This is a genomic window from Kitasatospora sp. NPDC040550 (assembly GCF_055594965.1).
This window is the reverse complement of sequence record NZ_JBVIWC010000004.1, coordinates 447896-474836: the sequence shown is the minus strand read 5'-3', so window position 1 is coordinate 474836 and position 26941 is coordinate 447896. Positions and strand designations below refer to the sequence as shown.

Genomic DNA, 26941 nt, shown 5'->3' with positions numbered 1-26941 from the left:
GTCACAGGCCGAGTTGGCGGTCGATCAGGTCGAACAGGTCGTCACCGTCGGCCTCCTCCAGCTGGTCGGCGAAGCCGGCGTCCGGCTCCGCGGCGCGCGCGGTGCGGACCTGGTCCAGGGCTGCCTGGAGGCGGGCCGCCAGTCGGTCCAGCTCGGCCGGACCGGCTGCCCCGGCCGTCAGTCCGGCCAGTGCTGCCTCGACCTGGGCGAGGTCGGCCGGGCCGGGGTGGTCCTCCGCCGGGGTCACCAGGCCGGTGAGGTGTCGGGCCAGGGCCGCGGCGGTGGGGTGGTCGAACAGCAGTGTGCTGGGCAGCCGCAGCCCGAGCAGGGTGCCGAGGCGGCCGCGCAGTTCGACCGCCGTCAGCGAGTCCAGGCCCAGGTCCAGCAGCCCTCGTTCCACCGGCACGGCGGCCGGGTCGGCGTGGCCGAGGACCTCGCCGACCGAACGGCATACCAGGTCCAGGACGGCCCGGCCGCGTTCCTGCGGGTCGAGCCCGGCGAGCGCGTCCCGCTGCTCCGGCACGGCGGGGGCCGCCGGGGCGGTGCCCGCGGGCCGGGAGCCGAGCAGTTCGCGCAGGGCGGCCGCCGGTCCGGTGCCGGGCCCGCCGGTCCCGGGTGCCGCCAGCCGGGCCGCGACCGCCACCGGCCGACCGGCCGCCAGGGCCTCGTCGAGCAGTGCGAGGGCGCTCCCGGCGGGCAGCGGGGCGATCCCGGTCCGGGCGATCCGGGCCCGGTCGGCCGCGCCCAGGTCCTCTCCCATGCCCTCGCCCTCCCAGAGTCCCCACGGGAGGGACAGCGCGGGCAGACCGAGGGCGTGGCGGTGCCCGGCGAGGGCGTCGAGGAAGGAGTTCGCGGCCGCGTACGAGCCCTGGCCCGCCGTCCCGAGCACCCCGGCGACCGAGGAGAAGAGTACGAAGGCGCGCAGCGGCAGTTCCGCGGTCGCCTCGTGCAGGGCCCAGGCGCCGTCGACCTTCGGCCGCAGCACGGCGGCGACCCGCTCGGGCGTCAGGCCCTCGACCAGGCCGTCGTCCAGGACGCCGGCGGCGTGCACCACCCCGGTGACCGGCAGGCCGTCCGGCGCCTGTGCCAACGCGGCCCGTACGGCGCGCGGATCGGCCACGTCGCCCGCGACCGGCACCGTCACGGCCCCCAGGGCCGCGAGTTCCTCCGCCAGTCCGGGCGCCACCCGCCCGCTCCGGCTCATCAGCACCAGCCCGCGCACCCCGTGCGCCTCCACCAGGTGCCGCACCAGGACCGCCGCCAGTGCCCCGGACGCGCCGGTCACCAGGACGCTCCCGGGGCCGAACGCCCCGGTCGCACCGCCGCCTGCGGCGACGGCCGCCGTCAGGCGCGGGGCGAGCACCCGCCCGGCCCGCACCAGGAGGTGCGGTTCGTCGTCCGGCCAGGCCACGGCGGGAAGCTCCGGCAGGCGGTCGGCCGTGAGGTCGGTGTCCAACAGCAGGACGCGGCCGGGGTGTTCGGCCGCGGCGGAGCGGACCAGCCCGCCGGCCGCCGCCGCGGCGAGCGCGGCCGGGCCGCCCTCGGCCGCGGCGGGCAGGGCGACGACGAGACGGGAGGCCTCGTACCGGCGCCCGGTCAGCCAGGTCCGCAGGACGGTCAGGGCCCAGCCGGTGGCGTGGGCCACCTGCTCGGGCACGGGACGGTCCGCCGGGATCGGCGGCAGGGGCAGCAGGACGGCCGGCGGCACCGGAGCCGTCAGCTCGGCCAGGCTCGCCACCAGGGCCGCCGGGCGGGGGGCGGCCGGAAGGGCCAGCGGGCGGGTGCCGGGGACGAGCAGCGGGTCGGCGGGGCGGGCCGCGCTGAACCGCCCGGCCGGCACCTCGGCGAGTTCGAGGGCGGCCGCGTGCAGCAGCGGGGCGCCGTCGGCGCCGTAGAGGGTCACGGCGGCGCGGTGCTCCCCGTCCGGCGCGATCCGGGCCCGCAGCGGTCCGGCGGGGACCGCCCCGTACGCACGGACCTCGCGCCAGGCGGCGGGCAGTCGCAGGGTGGTGCGGCCGTCGGACGGCAGTCCTGCGTGGGCCCAGGGGTGGAGGGCGGCGTCCAGGGCGGCGGGCGGCACGGCGAAGCGCCGGTCGCCGTCCCGGGCCCCTTCGGCGGGGCCGGCGAGTTCGGCCCACAGGGTGCCGTCGGGCTGCTGCCAGGCGGCGGTGACGGTGCGGAAGGCGCCGCCGTACCCGAGGCCGTGGGCGTCGAGGGCGGCGTACAGCTCCTCGGCGCCGACCGGCCGGGCGCCGGACGGCGGCCAGGTGCCCGGCAGCGGCGCGGTGTCCGGCAGCGGTGCCGTGCCCGACGGCTGCCGGTCGCCTGCCGGCGGGGCCGCCACCGTCGAGGTGGGCGCGAGCACGCCGGTGGCGTACCTGGTCCAGGGCTCCTCGGCGGCGCCGTCGGGCCGGGCATGGATCCGCACGGTCCGTTCGCCGGCGGTGTCGGCCCGGTCCAGCGCGACCTGGAGCCGCAGCGCTCCGTCGGCCGGGATCAGCAGCGGGGCCTCCAGGTCGAGGGCGGCGACCACGGGCAGCCCGGCGGTGCGGCCCGCGTGCAGGGCGAGGTCGAGCAGGGCGGTCGCGGGCAGCACGGTCGCGCCGGCCACGGTGTGCCCGGCGAGCCAGGGGTGCTCGCGCCGGTCCAGGCGGCCGGTGAGGACCGTCCCGGCGCCGTCGGCGAGGTCGACGGCGGCACCGAGGAAGGGGTGGCCGGCGGTGCTGAGCCCGGCGGCCCGCACGTCGCCCGCGGGGGCCGGGGCGTCGAGCCAGTGCCGGGTGCGCTGGAAGGGGTAGGTCGGCAGGCCGGGGTGCGGGGCCCCGGCCGCGCCCAGCACGGCGGGCCAGTCGACGCTGCCGCCCGCGGTGTGCACGGCGGCGACGGCCCGCAGCAGGGTGGCCGCCTCACCGCGTTCGCGCCGCAGCACCGCCGCCGTGACGGCGGGCGGGTCCTGCGGGCCCTGGCCCTGGGCGACCCGCGGGTCCTGACCCTGGGCGACCTGCGGGTCCTGCGGCCCTTCGGCCAGCACGTCCTCGACCAGGGCGGTCAGCAGGGTGTCCGGCCCGATCTCCAGGTAGCGCACGGTGCCGAGCTCGCGCAGGGCCCGGACGCCGTCGGCGAAGCGGACGGTCCCGCGCACGTGGCGGGCCCAGTAGTCGGGCGAGGCGGTCTCCTCCGGTCCGGCCGGGCGGCCGGTCAGGTCGGAGACGAACGGGAGGGTCGGACGGCCGAAGGCGAGACCGCCGAGGGCGGCGCGGAAGTCGTCCAGCATCGGGTCCATCAGCGGCGAGTGGAAGGCGTGGCTGACGGTCAGCCGGCGCGCCTTGGCGCCCGTGGCGGCGAGCCGGGCGGCGACGGCGAGCACGGCGTCCTCCTCGCCGGAGACCACGGTGGCCCGCGGACCGTTGACGGCGGCCACCGAGGCCCGGTCGGTGTGCCCCTCCAGGGCGGCGAGGACCTCCGGCTCGGACGCCCGGAAGGAGAGCATGACGCCCTCGGCGGGCAGCGCGTCCATCAGTCGGCTGCGCGCGGCGACCAGGGCGACGGCGTCCGCCAGGGTGAGCACCCCCGCGGTGTGGGCCGCGGCGACGGCGCCGATCGAGTGCCCGAGCACGGCGTCCGGCCGCACGCCCCAGTGGGCGAGCAGTCGCACCAGGGCGAACTCCACCGCGAACAGGGCGGGTTGGGTGTAGGCGGTGCGGTCCAGCAGGCCGGTGTCCTCGAACAGGACCTCCCGCAGCGGCCGTTCCAGGTGCGGGGCGAAGGCCGCGCACACCTCGTCGAGGGCGGCCGCGAACTCCGGGTGGGTCTCGGACAGTTCCCTGGCCATGCCGACGCGCTGACTGCCCTGGCCGGTGAAGACGAAGGCCGTCCGGCCGGCCCGGGCGGCGCCGCGCAGCAGGTGCGGGGAGTCCGTTCCGGCGGCCAGCGCCCGCAGCCCGTCGAGCAGTTCGGCGCGGGAGCCGCCGAGGGCCGCCGCGCGCTGCTCGAAGGCCGTCCGGGTGGTGGCCAGGGCGGCGCCCGCAGCGGCGAGTCGCTCCTCGGGCAGGTCGGCGGCGAAGGCGAGCAGCCGCTGCGCCTGCTCCCGCAGCGCCGCTTCGGTGCGCGCCGACACCGGCCAGACCACCGGCGCGGCGGGCCCGGTCGCGGCGGGCGCCGGGGCGGCGGGCGCGGCGGGCTCGGACACGGTGGCGTCCGGCGCCTGCTCCAGGATCACGTGCGCATTGGTGCCGCTGATCCCGAAGGAGGACACACCCGCCCGGCGCGGCCGGTCCAGCTCCGGCCACTCCCGGGCCTCGGCGAGCAGTTCCACCGCGCCGGCCGTCCAGTCCACGTGCGGCGAGGGCGCGTCCAGGTGCAGGGTCGCGGGCAGCCGGCCGCGCCGGAGGGCCTCGACCATCTTGATCACGCCCGCCACGCCCGCCGCCGCCTGGCTGTGGCCGATGTTCGACTTGATCGAGCCCAGCCACAGCGGACGTCCGGCCGGGCGGTCCTGCCCGTACGTCGCCAGCAGGGCCTGGGCCTCGATCGGGTCGCCGAGGCGGGTGCCCGTCCCGTGCGCCTCGACCGCGTCCACGCCGTCCGCCGTCAGCCGGGCGGCGGCCAGCGCGGCCCGGATCACCCGCTGTTGGGCGGGCCCGTTCGGCGCCGTCAGGCCGTTCGACGCGCCATCCTGGTTGACGGCCGTGCCGCGCACCAGGGCCAGCACCGGATGCCCGTTGCGCCGGGCGTCGGAGAGCCGCTCCAGGACCAGCACGCCCGCGCCCTCGGCCCAGCCGGTGCCGTCGGCGCCGGCCGCAAAGGGCTTGCAGCGCCCGTCCGGGGCCAGCCCGCGCTGCCGGCTGAACTCGACGAAGGTGGCGGGGGTGGCCATCACGGTGACGCCACCGGCCAGGGCAAGGGTGGCCTCGCCGCTGCGCAGCGCCTGGGCGGCCAGGTGCAGCGCGACCAGCGAGGAGGAGCAGGCGGTGTCCACGGTGACGGCCGGCCCCTCCAGTCCGAGCGCGTAGGAGACCCGGCCGGAGGCGACGCTGCCGGCGCTGCCGCTGACCAGGTAGCCCTCGTAGCCCTCCGGTGCCTCGGGCGCCTGGCTGAGCCGGGAGCCGTAGTCGTCGTACATCACGCCGACGAAGACGCCGGTGCGGCTGCCGCGCAGCGCCCCCGGGTCGATGCCGGCCCGCTCGACGGCCTCCCAGACCGTCTCCAGCAGGATCCGCTGCTGCGGGTCGGTGGCCAGCGCCTCGCGCGGGCTCATGCCGAAGAAGGCGGGGTCGAAGTCGGCGGCGTCGTAGAGGAACCCGCCCTCGCGGGCGGCGGACGTGCCGGGCCGCTCCGGGTCCGGGTGGAAGAGCCGGTCCAGGCGCCAGCCCCGGTCCTCGGGGAACGGGCCGACCGCGTCGACCCGGTCGGCGACCAGCTGCCACAGCTCCTCGGCGGAGCGCACCCCGCCGGGGTAGCGGCAGCCGATGCCGACGATGGCGATCGGATCGTCGGCGGCCTCGACCGGCGGCTCCGCCGGCCGGTCCGCCCGCTGGTCCTCCGGCCGGGCCCCGCCGCCGCCCGGGGCCGACGGCAGCAGCGCGTCGCCCAGGTGGGCGGCCAGCGCCGCCGGACTCGGGTGGTCGAAGACCAGGGTGCTGGAGAGCGCCAGGCCGGTGGTCGCGTTCAGTCGGTTGCGCAGGTCGACGGCGGCCAGCGAGTCGAAGCCCTGCTCGGTGAAGGAGCGGTCCTGCTCGACGGCCTGCGGTCCGCCGTGCCCGAGTACGGCAGCGGTGGCGGTGCGGACCAACTCGACCAGCAGCAGGGCGCGTTCGGACTCGGGCAGGGCCGCGAGCCGGTCCGCGAGCGGGGTCGTGCCGGGCCCCGCCGCCGCTGGGGTGTGCGCCGCGCGGCGCGGGGCCGGGCGGGCCAGGCCGCGCAGCGGCGCGGGCAGGGCGGTGCCGCTCGCCGTGGCCGTGGCGAGGTCCAGCCGGACCGGCGCGAGCAGCGGGTGCGGCGAGCCGAGCGAGTCGTCCAGCAGGGCGAGCGCCTCGGCCGGGGGCAGCGGGGCGATCCCGGTACGGGCCAGCCGTGCCAGGTCGGCGGCGGACAGCCTGCTCCCCATGCCGTCGCCGTCCCACAGCCCCCAGGCCAACGAGAGCCCGGGCAGGCCGAGTTCGCGCCGGTGGGCGGCGAGCGCGTCGAGGAAGGAGTTGGCGGCCGCGTACGGGCCCTGGCCTGCGGTGCCGAGCAGTCCGGCGACCGAGGAGAAGAGCACGAAGGCGTGCAGCGGCAGCTCCCTGGTCGCCTCGTGCAGGGCCCAGGCACCGTCGGCCTTGGGCCGCAGCACGGCGGCGACCCGCTCGGCCGTGAGGCCCTCGGTCACTCCGTCGTCGACCACGCCGGCCGCGTGCAGCACGGCGGTGACCGGAAGCCCGGCGGGCGCCCGGTCCAGCGCGGCCCGTACGGCCCGGGGGTCGGCGACGTCGGCGGCGACGGTCGCCACGGCGGCCCCGGCCGCCGCCAACTCCTCGACCAGGCCCGGCTCCACGCTGCCGCGGCGGCTGAGCAGGAGCAGGCCCCGGACGCCGTGGACGCGCACCAGATGGCGGGCCACCGACGCGCCGAGCGCCCCGGAGGCCCCGGTGAGCAGGACGGTCCCCGCCCCGAGGTCCGGCCGCCGATCGGCGTCCTCGGCCCGGTCGGCCCGGTCGGCCTGCTCGGCCCGGGTCAGCCTGGGGCGGAGCAGTCGTCCTTGACGGATCGTCAGCTCTGGTTCCTGGTCGAACCGGAGCAGGTCCGGCGTCACCGGCTCGCCCTCCCCGGCGTCCCACAGGGCCACCCGGCCCGGGTGTTCGGCGGCCGCCGAGCGGAACAGGCCCCGCACGGCGGCGGCGGCGAGGTCGCGCACCGGGTCGTCGGCGCCGGTCGTGACGGCGCCCCGAGTGAGCAGGACCAGCCGGGAGCCGGCGGTGCGCGGCTCGGCCAGCCACTCCTGGAGCACCGGCAGCAGGAGCCGGACGGCGGCCTGGGCGGCCTCCGCCGGGTCCCCGGCGTCGGCCGGGGTGGCGTACGGGAGCAGGACGGTCGACGGCACCGGCTCCGGGAGTTCGGCGAGCACGGCCACCGGGGTCCCGGCGGGCAGCAGGTCGAGGTCCGGCCGCTGCCCGGCCGGGAGGAGGACGGCGACCGCAGCGGCGGCGGGGTCCGTGGCCGGCGCGGACGGTACGGACGGTGACGCGGGCACGGACGCGGGCACGGGCACGGACACGGACACGGGCTCCCAGGAGAGCGCGTACAGCGAGCGGTCGGCGACGGTCCGCAGACTGCGGGCCAGTGCCTCCCGGGTGACCGGGCGCAGGTCGAGCCGGGCGACCTCGGCCAGCGGACCGCCCTGGGCGTCGGCGAGGACCAGCCGGTAGCCGCCGTCGGTCGGCCGCAGCGCGACCCGGGCCGCGGTGGCGCCCGTGGCGTGCAGGGAGACACCGTGCCAGGCGAAGGGCAGCAGCAGTGCGGACTCCGCGCCCGCGGCGCGGCCGTACCGGGCGAGCAGGTGGAGGGCGGCGTCCAGCAGCGCCGGGTGCAGCCCGTACGCGCCGGCCTCGGCCGCCGGGCCCTCGGGCAGCTCGACCTCCGCGTAGAGCGTGCCGTCCGGGGCCCGCCAGGCGGAGCGCAGGCCCTGGAAGGCGGGGCCGTAGCGGTAGCCGTCGGCTGCGAGTTCCGGGTACAGCGCGTCGGTCTCCAGCGGCGCGGCACCGACCGGGGGCCACACCCGCACTGCGGCGAAGTCGGCGGAGTCCACAGCCTCGACGGCATCCTGGGCTTTCGGGGCGAGGGCGCCGGTGGCGTGCCGGGTCCAGGGGGCGTCCCCGTCCCCGGCCGGCCGGGTGTGCACGGCCAGGGTACGCAGGCCGTTCGGGTCGGACGGGTCGGGCGGACCGACCGCGAGCTGGAGTTGCAGGGCGCCCTCGGCGGGCAGCGGCAGCGGGGACTCCAGGGTCAGCTCGACCAGGTGCGGGGCGCCGACGCGCTGCCCCGCCCGGAGCGCGAGCTCGACCAGGGCGGCTCCGGGCAGCAGCGGAGTGCCGAGGATCTCGTGGTCCGCGAGCCAGGGCAGTGCGGCCGGGGACAACCGGCCGGTCAGCACCAGGCCGCCGCTGTCGGGGAGTTGCAGTTCCGCGCCGAGCAACGGGTGGTCGGCCTGGTCGAGGCCCACCTCACGCGGGTCCGCCGGGGTGGCGTCGGCGTCGAGCCAGTAGCGCCGGTGCTCGAACGGATAGCCGGGCAGTTCCGGCGCGTCGGCGATGCGGCCGGTCACTCCGGTCAGGGTCGGCCAGTCGACGGCGGTCCCGGTGACGGCCAGCCGGGCCAGGGCGGTCGCCACGGCCTGCGCTTCGGGGCGGCCCCGGCGCAGGGTGGCCGCAGCGGCCACGGGCGCGTCCGCGCCGAGCGCCGCCTCGACCAGCGGGGTGAGGACGGCGTCGGGGCCGAGCTCCAGGTAGCGGGTGACACCCTGCTCGTGCAGGGTGCGCACGACGTCGTGGAAGCGCACCGCCGAACGGATGTGCCGCGCCCAGTACCCCGGTTCGGCGAGCTCCTCCGCCGTGGCGAGGCCACCGGTCAGGTCGGAGACCACCGGCAGCAACGGCTCCGCGAACTCCACCCCGCCCGCCACCCGCGTGAACTCCTCCAGCACACCGTCCATGTGCGGCGAATGGAACGCATGACTGACCGTCAACCGCTTGACCCTGCGCCCGCGTTCACGCCAACGCCCGGCCAGCTCCAGCACCGCGTCCTCGTCCCCGGAGAGCACCACCGAACGCGGCCCGTTCACCGCCGCCAACGATACCGCCCCTTCCAGGCCCACCAGTTCGGCCAACACCTCCTCCTCGACGGCCTCCACCGCCACCATCGCCCCACCCGAGCGCGCCGACCCCATCAACCGACCCCGGGCCGCCACCAGCACCGCCGCATCCGCCAGCGAGAACGCGCCCGCCACGAACGCCGCCACCACCCCACCGATCGAATGCCCGGCCACCACGTCCGCCGTCACACCCGCCGACACCACCAACCGGTACAGCGCCACCTCCACCGCGAACAACGCCGGCTGAGTGAACTCCGTACGATCCAGCAGCTCCCCGCCCTCGAACACCACCTCACGCAACGACCGACCCACCAACGGATCGAACACCGCGCACACCTCGTCGAACGCCGCCGCGAACACCGGGAACGCCCCGTACAACCCACGCCCCATGCCCAACCACTGACTACCCTGCCCCGTGAACACGAACGCCGTACGACCACCGGGCGCGACCCGGCCGTGCAGCACGGCCGCACTCTCCTCGCCCGAGGCGAACTTCGTCAGTGCGTCGAGGAGTTCGGCGCGGTCCGCGCCGAGCAGGACGGCCCGGCGCTCCAGTGCACCACGCGTCCGGGCGAGCGCGAGGCCGAGGCGGGCCGGGTGCAGTTCCGGGCGGTCCTGGGCGAAGGTCAGCAGGCGTGCGGCCTGGGCGCGCAGCGCCGTGTCGGTGCGCGCGGACAGCGGCCAGGCCACCACCTCCGGCTCCACCACGTCCTCCGACGGCAGCGCGACCTCCGGCGCCTGCTCCAGGATCACGTGCGCGTTCGTGCCGCTGATCCCGAACGAGGACACCCCCGCCCGACGCGGCCGACCCACCTCCGGCCACTCCCGCGCCTCGGCCAGCAACTCCACCCCACCCGAAGCCCAATCCACCAACGGCGACGGCTCCCCCGCGTACAACGACCCCGGCAACACCCCCTCCGCCAGAGCCCGCACCATCTTGATCACACCACCCACACCCGCAGCCGCCTGCGCATGCCCGATGTTCGACTTCAACGACCCCAACCACAAAGGCTGTTCAACAGAACGCCCCCGACCGTAGGTCGCCAGCAACGCCTGCGCCTCGATCGGATCCCCCAACCGCGTCCCCGTCCCGTGCGCCTCCACCACATCCACCTCACCCGCACCCAACCCGGCCGCCGCCAACGCCGCCCGAATCACCCGCTCCTGCGAAGGCCCGTTCGGCGCCGTCAAACCATTCGACGCACCGTCCTGATTCACCGCCGAACCCCGCACCACCGCCAACACCCGATGCCCACGACGAAGCGCGTCCGACAACCGCTCCACCACCAGCACCCCCACCCCCTCACTCCACCCCGTCCCGTCCGCACCCGCCGCGAACGACCGGCACCGACCGTCCACCGACAACCCCCGCTGCCGACTGAACTCCACGAAGGTGTCCGGCCGGGCCATCACGGTGACGCCGCCGGCCAGCGCGAGGTCCGTCTCACCGCTGCGCAGCGCCTGCGCGGCCAGGTGGAGCGCGACCAGGGAGGAGGAGCACGCCGTGTCCACCGTCACCGCCGGCCCTTCCAGCCCGAAGGTGTAGGCGACCCGGCCGGAGATCACGCTGGAGGTGTTGCCGGTCAGCAGGTACCCCTCGTAGCCCTCGGGGGCGCGCTGGAGCCGGGAGCCGTAGTCGTTGTACATCACCCCGGCGAAGACGCCGGTCCGGCTGCCGCGCAGTGCGGCCGGGTCGATCCCGGCCGACTCCAGCGCCTCCCAGGACGACTCCAGCAGCAGCCGCTGCTGCGGATCCATCGCCGCCGCCTCACGCGGCGAGATCCCGAAGAACTCCGCGTCGAAGTCGGCGGCGTGGTGCAGGAACCCGCCCTCGCGGGAGTAGGAGGTGCCGTGATGGTCGGGGTCGGGGTGGTAGAGCGCGTCGAGGTCCCAGCCCCGGTCCGAGGGGAACGGCGAGATCGCGTCCCGACCCTCCACCACCAACCGCCACAACTCCTCCGGCGAACCCACCCCACCCGGATACCGGCACGCCATCCCCACGATCGCCACCGGCTCGTCCACCACCACCGCCCGCACCACCGACGCCTCCCGGCCCACCGCCCGGGTGCCGTCCAGCTCGGCGAGCAGGCGCCGGGCCAGCGCGGCCGGGGACGGCTGGTCGAAGACGACGGTGGCGGGCAGTCGCAGGCCGGTCGCGCTGTTGAGGCGGTTGCGCAGTTCCACGGCGGTCAGCGAGTCCAGGCCGAGGTTCTTGAAGGCGCGGTCCGGGTCGACGGTGTCCGCGTCGCTGTGACCGAGCACGGCGGCCACCGCGCCGCGCACCAACTCCTCGGCCGTCCGCGCGCGTTCGGCCTCGGGCAGGGCGGCGGTGCGCTCGGCCCAGCCGGTGCCGCCGGCTGTTCCGTCGACGCGCGCGGCGGCACTGCGGCGCAGCGGGGTGCGGACCAGGCCGCGCAGCGGGGCCGGCAGCGGCCCCTCGGCGGCGCGGGCGCGCAGCGCGGCCCGGTCGATCCTGGCCGGTACCAGCAATGGGTCGGATCCGGCGAGCCCGGTGGATCCGGCGAGCGGGACGGATCCGGCGAGCGCCGAGTCGAACAGCTCCAGTCCGGCCGTGGTCTCCAGCGGCGGCAGACCGCTGCGGCTCCAGCGGCGGAGGGCCTCGGCGTCCAGGGCGCCGGCCATGCCGTCCTGGTCGGCCCAGAGCGACCAGGCCAGCGAGAGGGCGGGCAGGCCGAGCGCCCGGCGGTGCTGGGCGAGCGCGTCCAGGAAGCTGTTGGCGGCCGCGTAACCGCCCTGGCCGGCGGTGCCGGTGATGCCGGAGACGGAGGAGAACAGGACGAAGGCGGACAGGTCGAGGTCGGCGGTGAGCTCGTGCAGGTGCCAGGCGGCGTCCGCCTTGGGCCGCAGCACCCGGGCGATCCGGTCGGCGTCGAGCCCGGTGAGGGTGGCGTCGTCCACGATTCCGGCGAGGTGGAGGACCGCGCGCAGCGGGCGGTCGGCCGGCACGTCGGCGAGGAGGGCGGCCAGCGCGGACCGGTCTCCGGTGTCGGCGGCGGCGAGGACCACCTCGGCGCCCCGGGCGGTCAGTTCGGCGGCGGTCTCGGCCGCTCCGGGAGCCGCCGCGCCACGGCGGCTGACCAGCAGCAGCCGTCGGACGCCGTGCCGCTCCACCAGGTGGCGGGCGAGCAGGCCGCCCAGGCCGCCGGTGCCGCCGGTGATCAGGACGGTGCCCCCGGTCAGGTCCGGCGCGGGGCCGTCGGCCGGGTCGGACGCGGGGCCGTCGGTCCGGTCCGGCGCGGGGCCGTCGGCCGGTCGGGCCGGGGCCGTCGGCGGCACGGGCTGGAGTACGGGCTGGAACACCGTTCCCGCGCGCAGGGCGAGTTGGGGCAGGCCGGTGGCCAGGGCCGCCGGGAGCGCCGCAGCCGAGGCCGGGTCCTCGTCCAGATCGACGAGCCGGAAGCGGTCCGGCTGCTCGCTCTGGGCGCTGCGCAGCAGCCCCCAGACGGCGGCCGTGGCCGGGTCGGGCGCGGGGCCGTCGGGTGTGACGGCGACCGCATGCCGGGTGAGGACGGCGAGGACGGTGTCCGCCAGCCGCTCGTCGGCCAGCCACTCCTGGGCGAGCCGCAGCGCCTCGCGGGTGAGCTCGCGCGCCGCGGCGGGCCGGTCGGCGCCGGCCTCCGGCAGGACGGCGAGGACGGTCCCGGGGGCGGGCTGCCCCGCGTCGAGCGCGGCGCGCAGCGCGGCCCGGTCCGGGAGGGCGGGCAGCGCGGACAGGCCCTGCGGTGCGGGCCCGAGCAGCAGGGTCCGTCCGGGGGTGGGCCGGGTGTCGACCGGCACCGGGCGCCAGGCGAGGCGGTGCAGGGCCCCGCGCTCGGCGGCCCGGTCGGCGGCGTCGGCGGGTGTCGCGGTGCGCAGGGCGAGCGAGCCGACGGAGAGCACGGGCCGGCCCTCGACGTCGTAGGCCGCAAGGGCGGCTCCTGCGGCGCCCGGTGTCCAGCGGACCCGCAGCAGGGCCGCTCCCTGGGCGTGCAGCCGGACGGCGCCGAAGGAGAACGGCAGTGGCAGGCCGCCCCCGGCGTCCCGGTCGGCGGTCTCGGCGTCCACCAGCGGGTGCAGGGCGGCGTCCAGCAGGGCCGGATGGATGCCGAACGCCTCGGCGGAGGGCGCCTGTTCCTCCCCCAGCGCGAGTTCGGCGAACAGCTCCGGGCCGAGCCGCCAGGCCGCGCGCACGCCCTGGAAGGCGGGGCCGTACGCGTACCCCCGGGCGAGCAGCCGGGCGTACAGGGCGTCCGGGTCCAGCGGTTCGGCTCCGACCGGGGGCCAGGCGGCGAGCTGCGGCGGGGCCGCCCGGCCGGCTACCGGTAGGTCCTCGGTGAGCAGGCCCTCGGCGTGCCTGGTCCAGTCCTCGGTGTCCTCCTGGCCGGGGCGCTGGGGGCGGGCGTGGACGGCCAGGGTCCGGCGCCCGTTCCCGTCCGACGGGCCGACCGCGAGCTGGAGTTGGACGGCGCCGCCGGCGGGCAGCGGCAGCGGTGCGTGCAGGGTCAGCTCCTCGACGCCGTCGGCACCGATCCGGGCGGCGGCGGCCAACGCCAGTTCCAGGAAGGCGGTGCCGGGCAGCAGCGGGGTGCCGAGGATCTCGTGGTCCGCGAGCCAGGACTGTCCGGCCGACGAGATCCGGCCGGTGAGCAGCAGCCCGCCGTCCTCGGCGGTTCCGACGGCGGCGGCCAGCAGGGGGTGGCCGGCCTCGGCCAGCCCGAGGGCGGCGGCATCGGTGGCCGGGCGGGGCGCCGACCAGTAGTGGGTGTGCTGGAACGGGTAGGTGGGCAGGTCCAGCGGGACCGCCGGGCCGGGCAGCAGCGGCCGCAGCACCTCGGCCGGGGCGCCGGCGGTGTGCAGCCGGGCGAGCGCGTCCGCCAGGACGCGGACCTCCGGGCGGCCGCGGCGGGCGAGCGGGAGGACGACGGGGTCGGCGTCCTGGTCCAGTGCCTCCCGGACGAGCGGGGTGAGGACGGCGTCGGGGCCGAGCTCCAGGTAGCGGGTGACACCCTGGTCGTGCAGGGTGCGCACGACGTCGTGGAAGCGCACCGCCGAGCGGATGTGCCGCGCCCAGTACCCCGGTTCGGCGAGCTCCTCCGCCGTGGCGAGGCCACCGGTCAGGTCGGAGACCACCGGCAGCAACGGCTCCGCGAACTCCACCCCGCCCGCCACCCGCGTGAACTCCTCCAACACACCGTCCATGTGCGGCGAGTGGAAGGCATGACTGACCGTCAATCGCTTGACCCTGCGCCCGCGTTCACGCCAAAGCCCGGCCAGCTCCAGCACCGCGTCCTCGTCCCCGGAGAGCACCACCGAACGCGGCCCGTTCACCGCCGCCAACGACACCGACCCCTCCAGGCCCACCAGTTCGGCCAACACCTCCTCCTCGACGGCCTCCACCGCCACCATCGCCCCACCCGAGCGCGCCGACCCCATCAACCGACCCCGGGCCGCCACCAGTACCGCCGCATCCGCCAGCGAGAACGCGCCCGCCACGAACGCCGCCACCACCCCACCGATCGAATGCCCGGCCACCACGTCCGCCGTCACACCCGCCGACACCACCAACCGGTACAGCGCCACCTCCACCGCGAACAACGCCGGCTGAGTGAACTCCGTACGATCCAGCAGCTCCCCGCCCTCGAACACCACCTCACGCAACGACCGACCCACCAACGGATCGAACGCCGCGCACACCTCGTCGAACGCCGCCGCGAACACCGGGAACGCCCCGTACAACCCCCGCCCCATGCCCAACCACTGACTACCCTGGCCCGTGAACACGAACGCCGTACGACCACCGTCGCGGGCGGAGCCGGTGACCGGCCCGGCGGAACCGGCGGCATCCGGGCCGGACGCCAACGCCCTGAGGCCGTCCAACAGTTCGGAGCGCTCCGAGCCCAGCACCACCGCCCGCCGCTCGAAGGCGGACCGGGTGGCGACCAGGGCCCGGCCCAGCGCGCCCGGGTCCACCTCCGGGTGCTGCTCGGTGTAGGCCAGCAGGCGTGCGGCCTGGGCGCGCAGCGCCGTGTCGGTGCGCGCGGACAGCGGCCAGGCCACCACCTCGGGCTCCACCACGTCCTCCGACGGCAGCGCGACCTCCGGCGCCTGCTCCAGGATCACGTGCGCGTTCGTGCCGCTGATCCCGAACGAGGACACCCCCGCCCGACGCGGCCGACCCACCTCCGGCCACTCCCGCGCCTCGGCCAGCAACTCCACCCCACCCGAAGCCCAATCCACCAACGGCGACGGCTCCCCCGCGTACAACGACCCCGGCAACACCCCCTCCGCCAGGGCCCGCACCATCTTGATCACACCACCCACACCCGCAGCCGCCTGCGCATGCCCGATGTTCGACTTCAACGACCCCAACCACAAAGGCTGTTCAACAGAACGCCCCCGACCGTAGGTCGCCAGCAACGCCTGCGCCTCGATCGGATCCCCCAACCGCGTCCCCGTCCCGTGCGCCTCCACCACATCCACCTCACCCGCACCCAACCCGGCCGCCGCCAACGCCGCCCGAATCACCCGCTCCTGCGAAGGCCCGTTCGGCGCCGTCAAACCGTTCGACGCACCGTCCTGATTGACCGCCGAACCCCGCACCACCGCCAACACCCGGTGCCCACGACGAAGCGCGTCCGACAGACGCTCCACCACCAGCACCCCCACCCCCTCACTCCACCCCGTCCCGTCCGCACCCGCCGCGAACGACCGGCACCGACCGTCCACCGACAACCCCCGCTGCCGACTGAACTCCACGAACATGCCGGGGCTCGACATCACCGTCACCCCGCCGGCCAGGGCCAGGTCGCAGTCCCCGGTGCGCAGCGCGGCGACGGCCTGGTGCAGCGCGACCAGGGAGGAGGAGCAGGCCGTGTCCACCGTCACCGCCGGGCCCTCCAGCCCGAGGGTGTAGGCGACCCGGCCGGAGATCACGCTGGTCGTGCTGCCGGTGAGCACGAAGCCGTCCGCGCCGTCGGAGCCCTCGGAGAGCCGTGGCCCGTACTCCATCGCGGTCGCGCCGACGTAGACGCCGGTCCGGCTGCCGCGCAGTGCGGCCGGGTCGATCCCGGCCGACTCCAGCGCCTCCCAGGACGACTCCAGGACCAGCCGCTGCTGCGGATCCATCGCCGCCGCCTCACGCGGCGAGATCCCGAAGAACTCCGCGTCGAACCCGCCCGCACCGGACAGGAATCCGCCGTGCCGGGCGTAGCTGGTGCCCGGGCGGTCGGGGTCGGGGTGGTAGAGCGCGTCCAGGTCCCAGCCCCGGTCCGAGGGGAACGGCGAGATCGCGTCCCGACCCTCCACCACCAACCGCCACAACTCCTCAGGTGACCCCACCCCACCCGGATACCGGCACGCCATCCCCACGATCGCCACCGGCTCGTCCACCACCACCGCCCGCACCACCGACGCCTCCCGGTCGTCACCTCGCAGGTGCCGGGCCAGGGCCTCCGGGGTCGGGTGGTCGTAGACGACGGACGCGGACAGGCCGAGCCCGGTGGCGGCGGCCAGGCGGTCGGCCAGTTCGGCGGCGCCCAGCGAGTCCAGGCCGAGGTCCTTGAAGGTCCGCCGGCCGTCCAGGGTGTGCGGGGTGGGGTGGCCCAGCACCACGGCGGCCTGGGCGCGGACGAGGTCCAGCAGCGCGCCGTCCGGCCGCCGCACCGGCGCCGCCGGAACGGGCTCGGGCTTGGCGGCGGGTACGGGTTCGCGCTCGGCGGCCGGGGCCGGTCCGCCCGGGAGGGCGTCCGCCCCCGCCAGCCAGTACCGCTCCCGCTGGAACGCGTACGTCGGCAGCGCGACCGTCCGGGCCGCCGCCGGCGCGCCCGCGCCCGGCCCGAAGTACCGGGCCCAGTCGACCTCGCCGCCCCGGGCGTGCAGCAGCCCGACCGCGCCGAGCACGCTCGCCGGCTCCGGCCGCCCCCGCCGCAGCAGCGCGGCCCCCGCGACCTCGGCGCCCAGCCCGTCGGCCGCCGCCGTGTCCCGGGCGAGGGCGGTGAGCACCGCGTCCGGACCGAGTTCGAGGTGGGTGCGGACGCCGAGGCCGTGCAGGGCGCGCACGCCGTCGGCGAAGCGGACGGCCGCACGGGCGTGCCGGACCCAGTGCTCGGGGTCGGCCAGGGTGTCCGCCGCGACCGGCCGCCCGGTGAGGGTGGAGACCAACGGCAACCGGGGCGGCGCGTACGACAACCCGGCGGCGACCGCGCGGAAGCGCTCCAGGGCCGGGTCCATCAGCGGGGAGTGGAAGGCGTGGCCGACCCGCAGTCGGCGGGTGCGCCGCCCGAGCGCGGCGAGTTCGGCGGCCACCGCGAGGACGGCCGGTTCGGCTCCGGACAGCACGACGGCGCGCGGACCGTTGACGGCCGCGATGCCCACCTCGCCCTCCCGCCCGGCCAGCCGGCCCCGCACCTCCTCCTCGGCGGCCTCCACCGCCACCATCGCCCCGCCCGCGGGCAGTTCGGCCATCAGCCGGCCCCGGGCGGTGATCAGGACGGCGGCGTCGGCCAGGGTGAGCACCCCGGCGGCGTGGGCGGCGGCGATCTCGCCGATGGAGTGCCCGGCCACGGCGTCCGGGGTCACGCCCCAGGAGCGCAGCAGGGCGTGCAGCGCGCTGCCGAGCGCGAACAGGGCGGGCTGGGTGTACTCGGTGCGGTCCAGCAACTCGCCCTCGGGGCTTCCGGGTTCGGCGAACAGCAGGCTGCCGAGCGGCCGGTCCAGGTGCGGGTCGAGGGCGGCCAGGGCCTCGTCCAGGGCGGCGGCGAACGCCGGGAAGCGCTCGTACAGTCCGCGGCCGGCGCCGGGGCGCTGGCTGCCCTGGCCGGGGAACAGGAAGGCGGTGCCGCCGACGGTGCCGGCCGTGCCGGTGACCGTCCCAGCGGCCTCCTGGCCGGCGGCCAGCGCGTCGAGCGCGGTGAGCAGCCCGGCCCGGTCCCCGGCCACCAGGACGGCGCGGTCCTCGAAGGCGGTCCGGGCGACGGCGAGCGGGCCGGCGAGTTCGGCCGGGCCGAGCGCGGGGTGCGCGGCCAGGTGCGCGCGCAGGGCGGCGGCCTGTCCGCGCAGCGCCGGGCGGCCGCGGCCGGAGAGCAGCACGGGCGCGGGCAGGGCTGCCGGGGCGGGGGCGGGCGCGGGCACCGGCGGGGCGCCGGTCAGCACGACGTGGACGTCCGTACCGCCCATGCCGAAGGAGCTGACCCCGGCCAGCCGGGCCGCCGTCGCGGCGCCGGGCCAGGGGGTGCGCTCGGTGGCGACCCGCAGCCGCAGCGCCGTCAGGTCGACGGCCGGGTTGGGGGTGCGGTGGTGCAGGGTCGGCGGCAGCTCGCCGTGGTGCAGCGCGAGCACCGTCTTCACCAGGCCGACCAGGCCGGCCGCCCCTTCCAGGTGGCCGACGTTGCTCTTGGCCGAACCGACCAGCAGCGGGGCGTCCTCGGCCCGGCCGGCCCCCAGCACCCGGCCGAGCGCGGTGGCCTCCACCGGGTCGCCGACGGCCGTACCGGTGCCGTGCAGCTCGACGTACTGGACGGTGGCCGGGTCCACCCCGGCCCGGCGGTAGGCGGCCGCCAGCACCTCGGCCTGGCCGTCGGCGCCGGGCACGGTCAGGCCGTCGGTGGCGCCGTCGTTGCCGATGGCGCTGCCCAGCAGCACGCCGTACACCGGGTCGCCGTCCGCCAGTGCCGCGGCCAGCGGCCTGAGCAGCACCGCGACGCCGCCCTCGCCGCGCGCGTAGCCGTCGGCGGCCGCGTCGAGCGGACGGCTGCGCCCGTGCGGGGACAGGCCGCCGAAGCGGGCCGCGCCGAGCGTGCTGTCCGGCGCGGCGATCAGGTTCACCCCGAGGGCCAGCGCGAGGTCGGACTCGCCGCGGCGCAGGCTCTCGGCGGCCAGGTGGACGGCGGCCAGGGAGGAGGACTGGGCGGTGTCCACGGTCAGGCTCGGACCGCGCAGGCCCAGCTGGTAGGAGAGCCGGTTGGCGATCATGCCCCGGTTGAGGCCGGTCAGCACGTGCCGGTCCACCGCGTCCGGGCCCTGCCGGTGCACCAGTGCCGCGTAGTCGTCCAGGAAGGCGCCGACGAACACCCCGGTACGGCTGTCGCGCAGCCGGGCGGGCAGCCGGCCGCCGTCCTCCAGCACCTCCCAGCCGAGTTCCAGCACCAGCCGCTGCTGCGGGTCCATGGTGGTGGCCTCGCGCGGCGAGATCCCGAAGAAGGCGGCGTCGAAGGTGTCGATCCGCTCCAGGAAGGCGCCCGCGCGCGGCACACCGGGGGTGTCCGCCGGCCAGCGGTCGACGGGGGGCTCGCCGACGGCGTCCCGGCCCTCGCGCAGCAGCTCCCAGAACGCCGCCGGGTCGGGCGCACCGGGGAGCCGGCAGGCCAGGCCGACCACAGCGACGGCGCCGGGCGGCACCTCGACGGCGGGGACCGCGGGGACGGCGGGGACGGCGGTGCGGGCGGCAACGGCGGCAGGGGTCTCGGGCTTGGCGGTCATCGCGGGGTGTGTGCTCCTCGTCGAGGCGGTGCGGGGCGTCAGGGCGTCAGGCGTCGGGCGTCGGGCGTCGGGCGTCAGGCGTCGGGCGTCGGGCCGGTGTGGCGTGGTGACGGAGTGCTGGCGGGGCGGCGGCCCGGGGCCGGGCGGGGGCGCCGGCCGGGTGTCGCGGCGGCAGCGCCATGGCTGCCGGGGTGCGCCGGCACCGGCCGGCCCCGGCGGTCATGCTCGGCGGGGCGGCTGAACCACCCCTGAACGTCGCCCGCTCAGCCCGGCCGGGTCAGGCCCGCCCACAGCTCCCGCTCGACGGGCGTGGGCGGCACCCCGACCAGCAGCCGCTCGGGGTGCCCGGCCGGCGGGCCGACCGGCGACGACGGAAACAACGGCGACGACGGCGACGACGACGAAGAAGAACGGGGCCGCGGCGGCGGGCCGGCCCACTCCGAGCCGTCGCAGCCCGGCAGCGGCGCCCAGCCGACGGCGAACCACCTCATCGGCAGCAGGATCCGGCGCAGGGCCCAGGCGGCAGCCCGGTGCCGGCGCGCCGACCGGGGATGCAGGACGTCCAACCCGGTACCTCCCGGGGTCTCGGGGTCGAGGGAGCCACCCACTCTCCGGGGTGCCGCGAAAACGGCCCTGAACCGGCCCTGAACCGCCCTCGCCCGGCCGGGATTCAGGCCCGGTTCAGTCCGCCCGGCCACGATGGCCCGGCACCGCTCCCCGGCCCCACGCCCCGGAGCAGACCGATCGGAGAGCCCCGATGGAAACGACCGCCGACCCGGCCCACGCCCTGCTCGCGCTCCGCCGTCAGGGCCGCCTCGCCGCCGAGTACCCCGGCGTCCGCGCCCTGCTCGCGGAGGCCGACCCGGCCCGGACGGCGCACGCGGGCCGGATCCTGGCCGGGCTGGACCCGACGGAGGTGCTGGCCGCCCACCCGGGCACCCCCGCGCTCACCGTCGCCGTCCTCGGGCACGGCACCGTCGGCCCGCTGATCGCTCCGCTGACCGGCGAACTCGCCCGGCACGGACTGCTGTTGCGCCCGTACCGGGGCGACTTCGACAGCTGGGTGTTCGAGCTGTCCGACCCCGACAGCGCGCTCTACGCCGCCGATCCGGACCTGACGCTCTGCCTGCTCGACCCGGCCGTGGTCTTCGACGAGGTCCCGCTGCCCTGGCGGCCGGAGGACGCGGCCCGGGTGCTGGACGGCAAGGTCGAGCTGATCACCGCACTGGCGGCCCGCTTCGCGGCCTCGGCCCGCGGCGTCCTGGTCCTCAACACCGTTCCACTGCCGAGGCGTTGGACCCACCAGCTGGTCGACCACCAGTCCCGGGCCCGGCTCGGCGCGCTCTGGCGGGAGGCCAACGCCCGGCTGCTGCGGCTGGGCGAGGAGAACCCCTCGGTGGTGGTCCTCGACCTCGACCCGCTGCTCGCCGAGGGCGTCCCGGTCACCGACGCCCGGCTCGACGTCTACGCGAAGGCCCACCTCTCCGAGCCGCTGCTCGCCGCCTACGCCCGCGAGGCCGGGCACCTGGCCCGCCACCTGGCCGGGCTGACCCGCAAGGTGCTCGTCCTGGACCTGGACCAGACGGTGTGGGGCGGCATCCTCGGCGACGACGGCCCGGAGGGCGTCGAGGCGGGCGGGACGCCGCGCGGCGAGGCGTTCCGCGGGTTCCAGCGGGTGGTCAAACAGCTCGGCTCCCAGGGCGTGCTGCTCGCCGCTGTCAGCAAGAACGACCGCGAGCCGGTCCTGACGGTCCTGCGGGAGCACCCCGAGATGACGCTGCGCGAGGCGGACTTCGTCCGGGTGACGGCCGACTGGCGCCCCAAGCCGGCCGGGATCACGGACCTCGCCGAGGCGCTCAACCTGGGCACCTCCGGCTTCGTCTTCGTCGACGACTCGCCCTACGAACGCGGCCTGGTCGGAAGGGAGTTGCCGGAGGTCGCGGTGGTGGCGGTGGACGAGGAACCGGCGCTGCACGTCGAACGGCTGCTGTCCGACGGCTGGTTCGACGTCCGCCGGCTGACCGGCGAGGACCGCCGGCGCGCCGAGCTCTACCGGGGCGAGGTCGCCCGCAGCGACTTCCTCCAGGGCTTCGACTCGCTCACCGACTACCTGAACGAGCTGGGCGTCGAGGTCCGACTGCGCCCGCTGGCCGCCGAGGAACTCCCCCGGATCTCCCAACTCACCCTGCGGACCAACCAGTTCAACCTGACCACCCGCCGCCTCCAGCCCGCCGAGGTGGCCGCCTTCGCGGCCGCCGAGGGCTCCGGGGTGCTCACCGTGCGCTCCGCCGACCGCTTCGGCGACAACGGCCTGGTCGGCGCGGTCTTCCTGGCCCGGGAGGGCGAGGCGCTGCGGATCGACAACTTCCTGCTGAGCTGCCGGGTGTTCTCCCGCGGCATCGAGCAGGCGGTGCTGTCCGCCGTCCTCGGCCTGGCCGCCGACACCGGCCTGCGCGCGGTCACCGGCCACTTCCGGCCCGGCCCCCGCAACGGCACGGTCAAGGACCTGCTCCCCCGGTACGGCTTCGTCCCCGCCGACGGCTCGCCGGCGGCGGACGGCGGACTCGCCTTCCGCCACGACCTCGACACCGAACTGCCCCCGCCCGGCCACCTGCGGCTCGACGCCGAGCTGGCCGGCCTCCTGGAAGGACACCCCGCATGACCGCCCCCGACGGCCTCGCCGAACTGATCACCGTGGCCGCCACCGAACTGGGCCTGCCGCTCGGCCCCGAGGACGCCGAGGTCGACTTCGACGACCTCCCCGGCTGGGACTCGCTCCACCTGCTGAGCCTGCTCACCGCCCTGGAACGCCTCAGCGGCCGCCGGCTGTCGCTGCCCGACCTGCTGGACGCCCGCACCCTCGCCGAGATCCACCGGATCGCCACCGTCTGACACCGGCCCGCAGGCCGTACGACGCCCCACCCGCACGCCGCCTCGCGACGGCCCACCCGCGCACCGTACGGCGACCCACCCGCCCACCGCACCACCCGATCGAGGTTCCCATGGCCCGCATCCTGACCCTCTCCGGCAGCCCGTCCCCCGTCTCCCGCACCACCCGCCTGCTCGGGGCGGCCGCCCAGCGCCTCGAAGCCCGCGGCCACCACGTCACCCCGCTGGAGGTGCGCCGCCTGCCGGCGGAGGTGCTCACCGGCGCGGACGTCTCCCACCCCGCCGTCGTCGAGGTCGCCGAGCTGCTGCGGCAGTCCGACGGCGTCGTGGTGGGCACGCCCGTCTACAAGGCCGCCTACTCGGGCCTGCTCAAGTGCCTGCTGGACCTGCTGCCGCAGTACGCCCTCGCCGGCCGGACCGTGCTGCCGCTGGCCACCGGCGGCTCGCCGGCCCACGTCCTGGCGGTGGACTACGCCCTGCGGCCGGTGCTCACCAGCATGGGGGCCGCGCACGTCACCCAGGGCTGGTTCGTCCTCGACCGCGACATCCTGACCGCGCCGGACGGCAGCACCGAACTCTCCCCCGCCGCCGCCACCGCCCTGGACGAGGTGGTCGGCCGGTTCGCCGACGCCCTGCCGACCCCCGTGGGCTGAGCCGCCACCGCCCCGCACCGCCTCTCCGGTGAGCAGCACCGGTCAGCGGCACCGGTCAGCGGCATCAGCCATCAGCAGCGGTCAGCAGGCCGCCTCCCGGGGCGCCGGACCACCCTCAGAACGCGTCGTCCGGGATCTCGACGGCAGTCCGGTCCAGACTCTCCAGCAGCCGGAACTGGGCCTCCGTCCTGGGCAGTTCATGTCGGAAGAAGTACCGGCAGGCGTGCCGCTTCCCCTCGTGCACGGGCTCGCCGCCCCCGTCGGCGGCGAGCAGCTGCTCCAGCCACAGCCAGGCCACGACGGTGTGGCCGACCGCCTCCAGGTAGACGGTGGCATTGGCGAGCGCCGTCTCCGGCTCCCCGGTCGCCCACAGCCGCCGGGTGACCGCGACGATGCGCCGGACGGCTTCGTCGAGCTGCCCCGCGTACTCGGCCGCCTCGCCCCCGGCGTTCACGGCGCGGGCGGTGGTCGCCGAGACCGTCTCGGCGAGCAGGCGCAGGCCCGCGCCGCCGTCCATGACGACCTTGCGGCCGAGCAGGTCGAGGCCGTGGATCCCGTGGGTGCCCTCGTGGATGGGGTTGAGCCGGTTGTCCCGGTAGAACTGCTCGACGTCGTACTCGCGGGTGTAGCCGTAGCCGCCGTGCACCTGGATGGCGAGGCTGTTGGCCTCCAGGCACCACTGGGAGGGCCAGCTCTTGGCGATCGGGGTGAGGACGTCCAGCAGCAGGTGGGCACGGGCGCGGTCCTCGGGGGAGGCGCCGGTGCGCTCCTCGTCGAGCAGCCGGCCGCAGTACAGCACCAGGGCCAACGCGCCCTCCGCGTAGGACTTCTGGGCCAGCAGCATCCGGCGCACGTCGGCGTGGGCGATGATCGGCACCTGGGGCGCGTCCGGGTCCTTGGCGCCGACCGGACGGCCCTGGGGGCGGGTGCGGGCGTAGTCCAGGGCGTGCAGGTAGCCGGTGTAGCCGAGGGCGGTGGCGCCGAGGCCGACGCCGATCCGGGCTTCGTTCATCATGTGGAACATGTACGCGAGGCCGCGGTGCGGCGCGCCGACCAGGTGTCCGACGGCGCCGGGCTCGCCGCCCGGCCGGTGCGCGCCCTCGCCGAAGTTGAGCAGGGTGTTGGTCGTGCCCCGGAAGCCCATCTTGTGGTTCAGCCCGGCCAGGACGACGTCGTTGCGCTCGCCGAGCGCGCCGTCGGCGCCGACCAGCACCTTGGGCACGATGAACAGCGAGAGGCCCTTCACCCCGGGCGGCCCGCCGGGGATCCTGGCCAGCACCAGGTGGACGATGTTCTCGGACAGCTCGTGGTCGCCGCCGGAGATCCACATCTTGTTGCCGAACAGCCGGTAGCTGCCGTCCGCGCGCGGCTCCGCCCGGGTGCGCAGGTCGGCGAGCGAGGAGCCGGCCTGCGGCTCCGACAGGCACATGGTGCCGAAGAACCGCCCCTCGACCATGGGCCGGACGTAGGTGTCGATCTGGTCCCGGCTGCCGTGCGCCAGCAGCAGGTTGGCGTTGCCCACGGTGAGGAACGGGTAGCCCGAGGTCCCCGGGTTGGCGGCCTGGAACCAGGCGAAGCAGGCGCTGGCCACCACGGAGGGCAGTTGGGCGCCGCCGACCTCCTGGTCCATGGCGCTGCCGAGCAGGCCGGTGTCCGCGAAGACGGCCAGCGCCTCCCGGACCTCCGGGATGATGTGCACCCGCTCGCCGTCGAAGCGCGGTTCCTCGGCGTCGTTCCGCTTGTTGTGCGGCGCGAAGTGCCGGGTGGCGACCTGCTCGCTGAGGTCCAGGGCGGCGTCGAAGGTGTCCCGCGAGTGGTCGGCGTACCGGGGCCGCGCCGTGAGCGCGGGGACGTCCAGCCACTCGTACAGCAGGAAGTCGAGGTCGCGGCGGGAGAGCAGCAGGGACGGCACGGGGTGGCGCCTTTCGCGAGTGACTAAGCGCTTGCTTGGCTTCGTCAGCAGCATGCTCCACCGGACCGGAGCCGTCAACCGTCGCCGGACACCGGCACCCGGTCCAGGCCCAGGCCCAGGCCCAGGCTCGGACCCAGGCTCGGGCTCGGGAAGGGCCGGGCCCGGTGGGCGCGGGGTCCGTCAGGTGCGGCGCCCCGCGGCGATGACCGCGGCGCCGAGCAGGCAGGCCGCGGCGGCGGTGACGTAGGCGAGGTGGTAGCCGTCGAGCTGGTCCGCGCTGGTCCCGGCGACCAGGACCATCAGCGCCACCCCGACGCTCGCCCCGATCTGCTGGGTCACCACGTTGACCGCCCCGGCGACGCCCTGCCGTTCGGCCGGGACGCCGGCCAGCCCGGCGGTGGTCATCGAGGGGAAGTTCAGCCCCTGGCCGATGCCGCTGAGCACCAGGCCGGGCAGCACGTGCACCAGGTAGGAGCCGTCGTGCGGGGTGCCCAGCCAGAGCCCGGCGCCGACGCCGATCAGGACCAGGCCGACGGACATCAGGGTGCGCGGGGCGAAGCGGGCCAGCAGCCGGCCGGTGGCGAAGTTGGCGGTGAGGAACACCGCGGCGGACATCGGCACCAGTGCCAGGCCGGACTCGAACGGGGAGTAGTCCAGCATCCCCTGGAGGTACAGCGGCGCGAAGAACAGCATCCCGACCGAGCCCGTGTACTGGAGGAACGCCGCCAGGCCGGCCGCCCGGACGGAGCCGAGCCGGAACAGGCCGAGCGGGAGGACGGGGTCGGCGGTGCGGTGTTCCCGGACCACGAACAGCACCAGGCAGAGCGCGGCGACGGCCAGCACCGTCCAGGCCGTGGCGCCGGAGCTGCTCACCCCGACCACCAGCAGGGTGAGGCCGAGGGTGCCGGCGACCGCGCCGGGCAGGTCCAGCCGGCCGCTGTGCCCCGGGCCGTCGGGCAGGCCGATCCTGGTCACGGCCAGCACGCCGGTCCCCAGCAGCACCGAGAACCACAGCACCGAACGCCAGCCGAGGAACTGGGTCAGCACGCCGCCGAGCATCACCCCGCCGCTGAAACTCGCGGCGCCGACCGCCGCGTAGACACTGAACGCCCGGTTGCGGGCCGGACCGGCCGGGAACGCCTCGGAGAGCAGGGCCAGCGCGGCCGGTCCCGACAGCGCGGCGCCGACGCCCTGGACGGCGCGCGCCCCCAGCAGCACCCCGATGTTCGGCGCCACCGCCCCGGCCAGCGCGGAGGCGGTGAACACGGCGACGCCGACCTCGAACACCCGCCGCCGGCCGAGCACATCGGCCAGTCGGCCGCCGACCAGCAGGAAGCCGGCGAAGGTGACGGCGTAGGCGGTCATCACCCACTGGAGGGTGGTGTCGGCGAGGTCGAAGCGGGTGCCGACGGAGGGCAGGGCGGCGTTGAGCACCCCGAGGCCGCTCACGTCCAGGGCGAGCGCCCCGGCCAGCACTCCGAGGGCCAGTCCCGGTCGGGCCAGCGGCTGCACCGCGACGTCGGTCATGCCCGGCCGCCGACGGGGCCGACATGCCCGGCGCGGTCGGTGTGGGCGGCGCGGCGCACTGCACCGGGCGGTGCAAGCACCTGGCGCCGAGGGGCTAAGGAGCGGTCGACACTGGCTGACGCTGTCTCAGGACTCGCAACTGGCATGGGGGTCAGCTTGCCCGGGCCGATCGTCCGCTGTCCACCCCGCGCGATCCGCACGGCAACGGGGAGGCCGCCCAACTCCCTTGCTTTAAAGGCTTGTTGGCTGTATCGCGCGCGAACGAAACCCCACCGTAGAGCGGTTCATCCGCCATCGGTCGTTCGACCGGGGACAGTCGATCGGGCAGGTCGAATCGGACACTTTGGCGATCGGATCCCGCCACTGCCCGGACCGGCTCGCAGACGACGCTTGTCTCACCAATCGCCAAGTGGCACTCTCATACCCGCTGGTCGGTAAACACCCGGTGATCCGCAGCTCATCGATTCGCACAGATCGCACACTCGTTGCGCAAGACCCGATCGACCTTCCGATCGACCTCCGCATCCAGGGCGGACCGGGACACCAGCGCCGCGGAACCCCCGGCGACGAAAGCGCCGGCGGACCGGTCGGCGGGCGCCGCACGCGTCGGCGAGAACTTCACAGTGGGCCGCTGTTGCG

7 protein-coding genes are annotated in these 26941 nt (G+C 76.6%); 3 read left to right on the top strand and 4 right to left on the bottom strand.

What is annotated here, in order from left to right:
* Window position 1 precedes the first annotated feature (1 nt).
* On the bottom strand, window positions 2–19321 hold the full coding sequence (locus tag ACZ58X_RS09530) for an SDR family NAD(P)-dependent oxidoreductase (RefSeq protein WP_470333072.1): 19320 nt from the start codon (window positions 19319–19321) through the stop codon (window positions 2–4).
* A gap of 263 nt (window positions 19322–19584) precedes the next feature.
* The gene (locus tag ACZ58X_RS09525; RefSeq protein WP_470333071.1) at window positions 19585–19887 is read right to left on the bottom strand and encodes a DUF6059 family protein; all 303 of its coding nucleotides are present in this window, start codon (window positions 19885–19887) and stop codon (window positions 19585–19587) included.
* 191 nt (window positions 19888–20078) lie between these two features.
* On the opposite strand from ACZ58X_RS09525, the gene ACZ58X_RS09520 reads away from it, so the two are divergent.
* The 3 genes from ACZ58X_RS09520 (at window position 20079) to ssuE (ending at window position 22863) form a co-directional block, all read left to right on the top strand.
* Window positions 20079–21983 (top strand): HAD-IIIC family phosphatase, encoded by a 1905-nt coding sequence (locus ACZ58X_RS09520; protein WP_470333070.1) that lies wholly within the window; start codon window positions 20079–20081, stop codon window positions 21981–21983.
* Complete coding sequence (locus tag ACZ58X_RS09515) at window positions 21980–22213, top strand: phosphopantetheine-binding protein (RefSeq protein WP_380402165.1); 234 nt, start codon at window positions 21980–21982, stop codon at window positions 22211–22213. Before ACZ58X_RS09520 ends, ACZ58X_RS09515 begins: the two co-directional genes overlap by 4 nt.
* A 110-nt stretch (window positions 22214–22323) precedes the next feature.
* Window positions 22324–22863 (top strand): NADPH-dependent FMN reductase, encoded by a 540-nt coding sequence (gene ssuE, locus ACZ58X_RS09510; RefSeq protein WP_465653811.1) that lies wholly within the window; start codon window positions 22324–22326, stop codon window positions 22861–22863.
* A gap of 115 nt (window positions 22864–22978) precedes the next feature.
* Here ssuE and ACZ58X_RS09505 read toward each other — a convergent pair whose 3' ends face one another.
* Together ACZ58X_RS09505 and ACZ58X_RS09500 are read right to left on the bottom strand one after the other, a co-directional pair.
* Window positions 22979–24829, bottom strand: a complete 1851-nt coding sequence (locus ACZ58X_RS09505; RefSeq protein ID WP_470333069.1) for an acyl-CoA dehydrogenase — start codon at window positions 24827–24829, stop codon at window positions 22979–22981.
* 126 nt (window positions 24830–24955) lie between these two features.
* Complete coding sequence (locus ACZ58X_RS09500; protein ID WP_470333068.1) at window positions 24956–26302, bottom strand: MFS transporter; 1347 nt, start codon at window positions 26300–26302, stop codon at window positions 24956–24958.
* Window positions 26303–26941 lie beyond the last annotated feature (639 nt).

What these genes read in the sequence shown, in the direction of transcription:
- ACZ58X_RS09530 (WP_470333072.1), bottom strand. Translation starts at nt 19,321, where the DNA reads ATGACCGCCAAGCCCGAGACCCCTGCCGCCGTTGCCGCCCGCACCGCC.
- ACZ58X_RS09520 (WP_470333070.1), top strand. Translation starts at nt 20,079, where the DNA reads ATGGAAACGACCGCCGACCCGGCCCACGCCCTGCTCGCGCTCCGCCGT.
- ACZ58X_RS09515 (WP_380402165.1), top strand. Translation starts at nt 21,980, where the DNA reads ATGACCGCCCCCGACGGCCTCGCCGAACTGATCACCGTGGCCGCCACC.
- ssuE (WP_465653811.1), top strand. Translation starts at nt 22,324, where the DNA reads ATGGCCCGCATCCTGACCCTCTCCGGCAGCCCGTCCCCCGTCTCCCGC.
- ACZ58X_RS09505 (WP_470333069.1), bottom strand. Translation starts at nt 24,829, where the DNA reads ATGCTGCTGACGAAGCCAAGCAAGCGCTTAGTCACTCGCGAAAGGCGC.
- ACZ58X_RS09500 (WP_470333068.1), bottom strand. Translation starts at nt 26,302, where the DNA reads ATGACCGACGTCGCGGTGCAGCCGCTGGCCCGACCGGGACTGGCCCTC.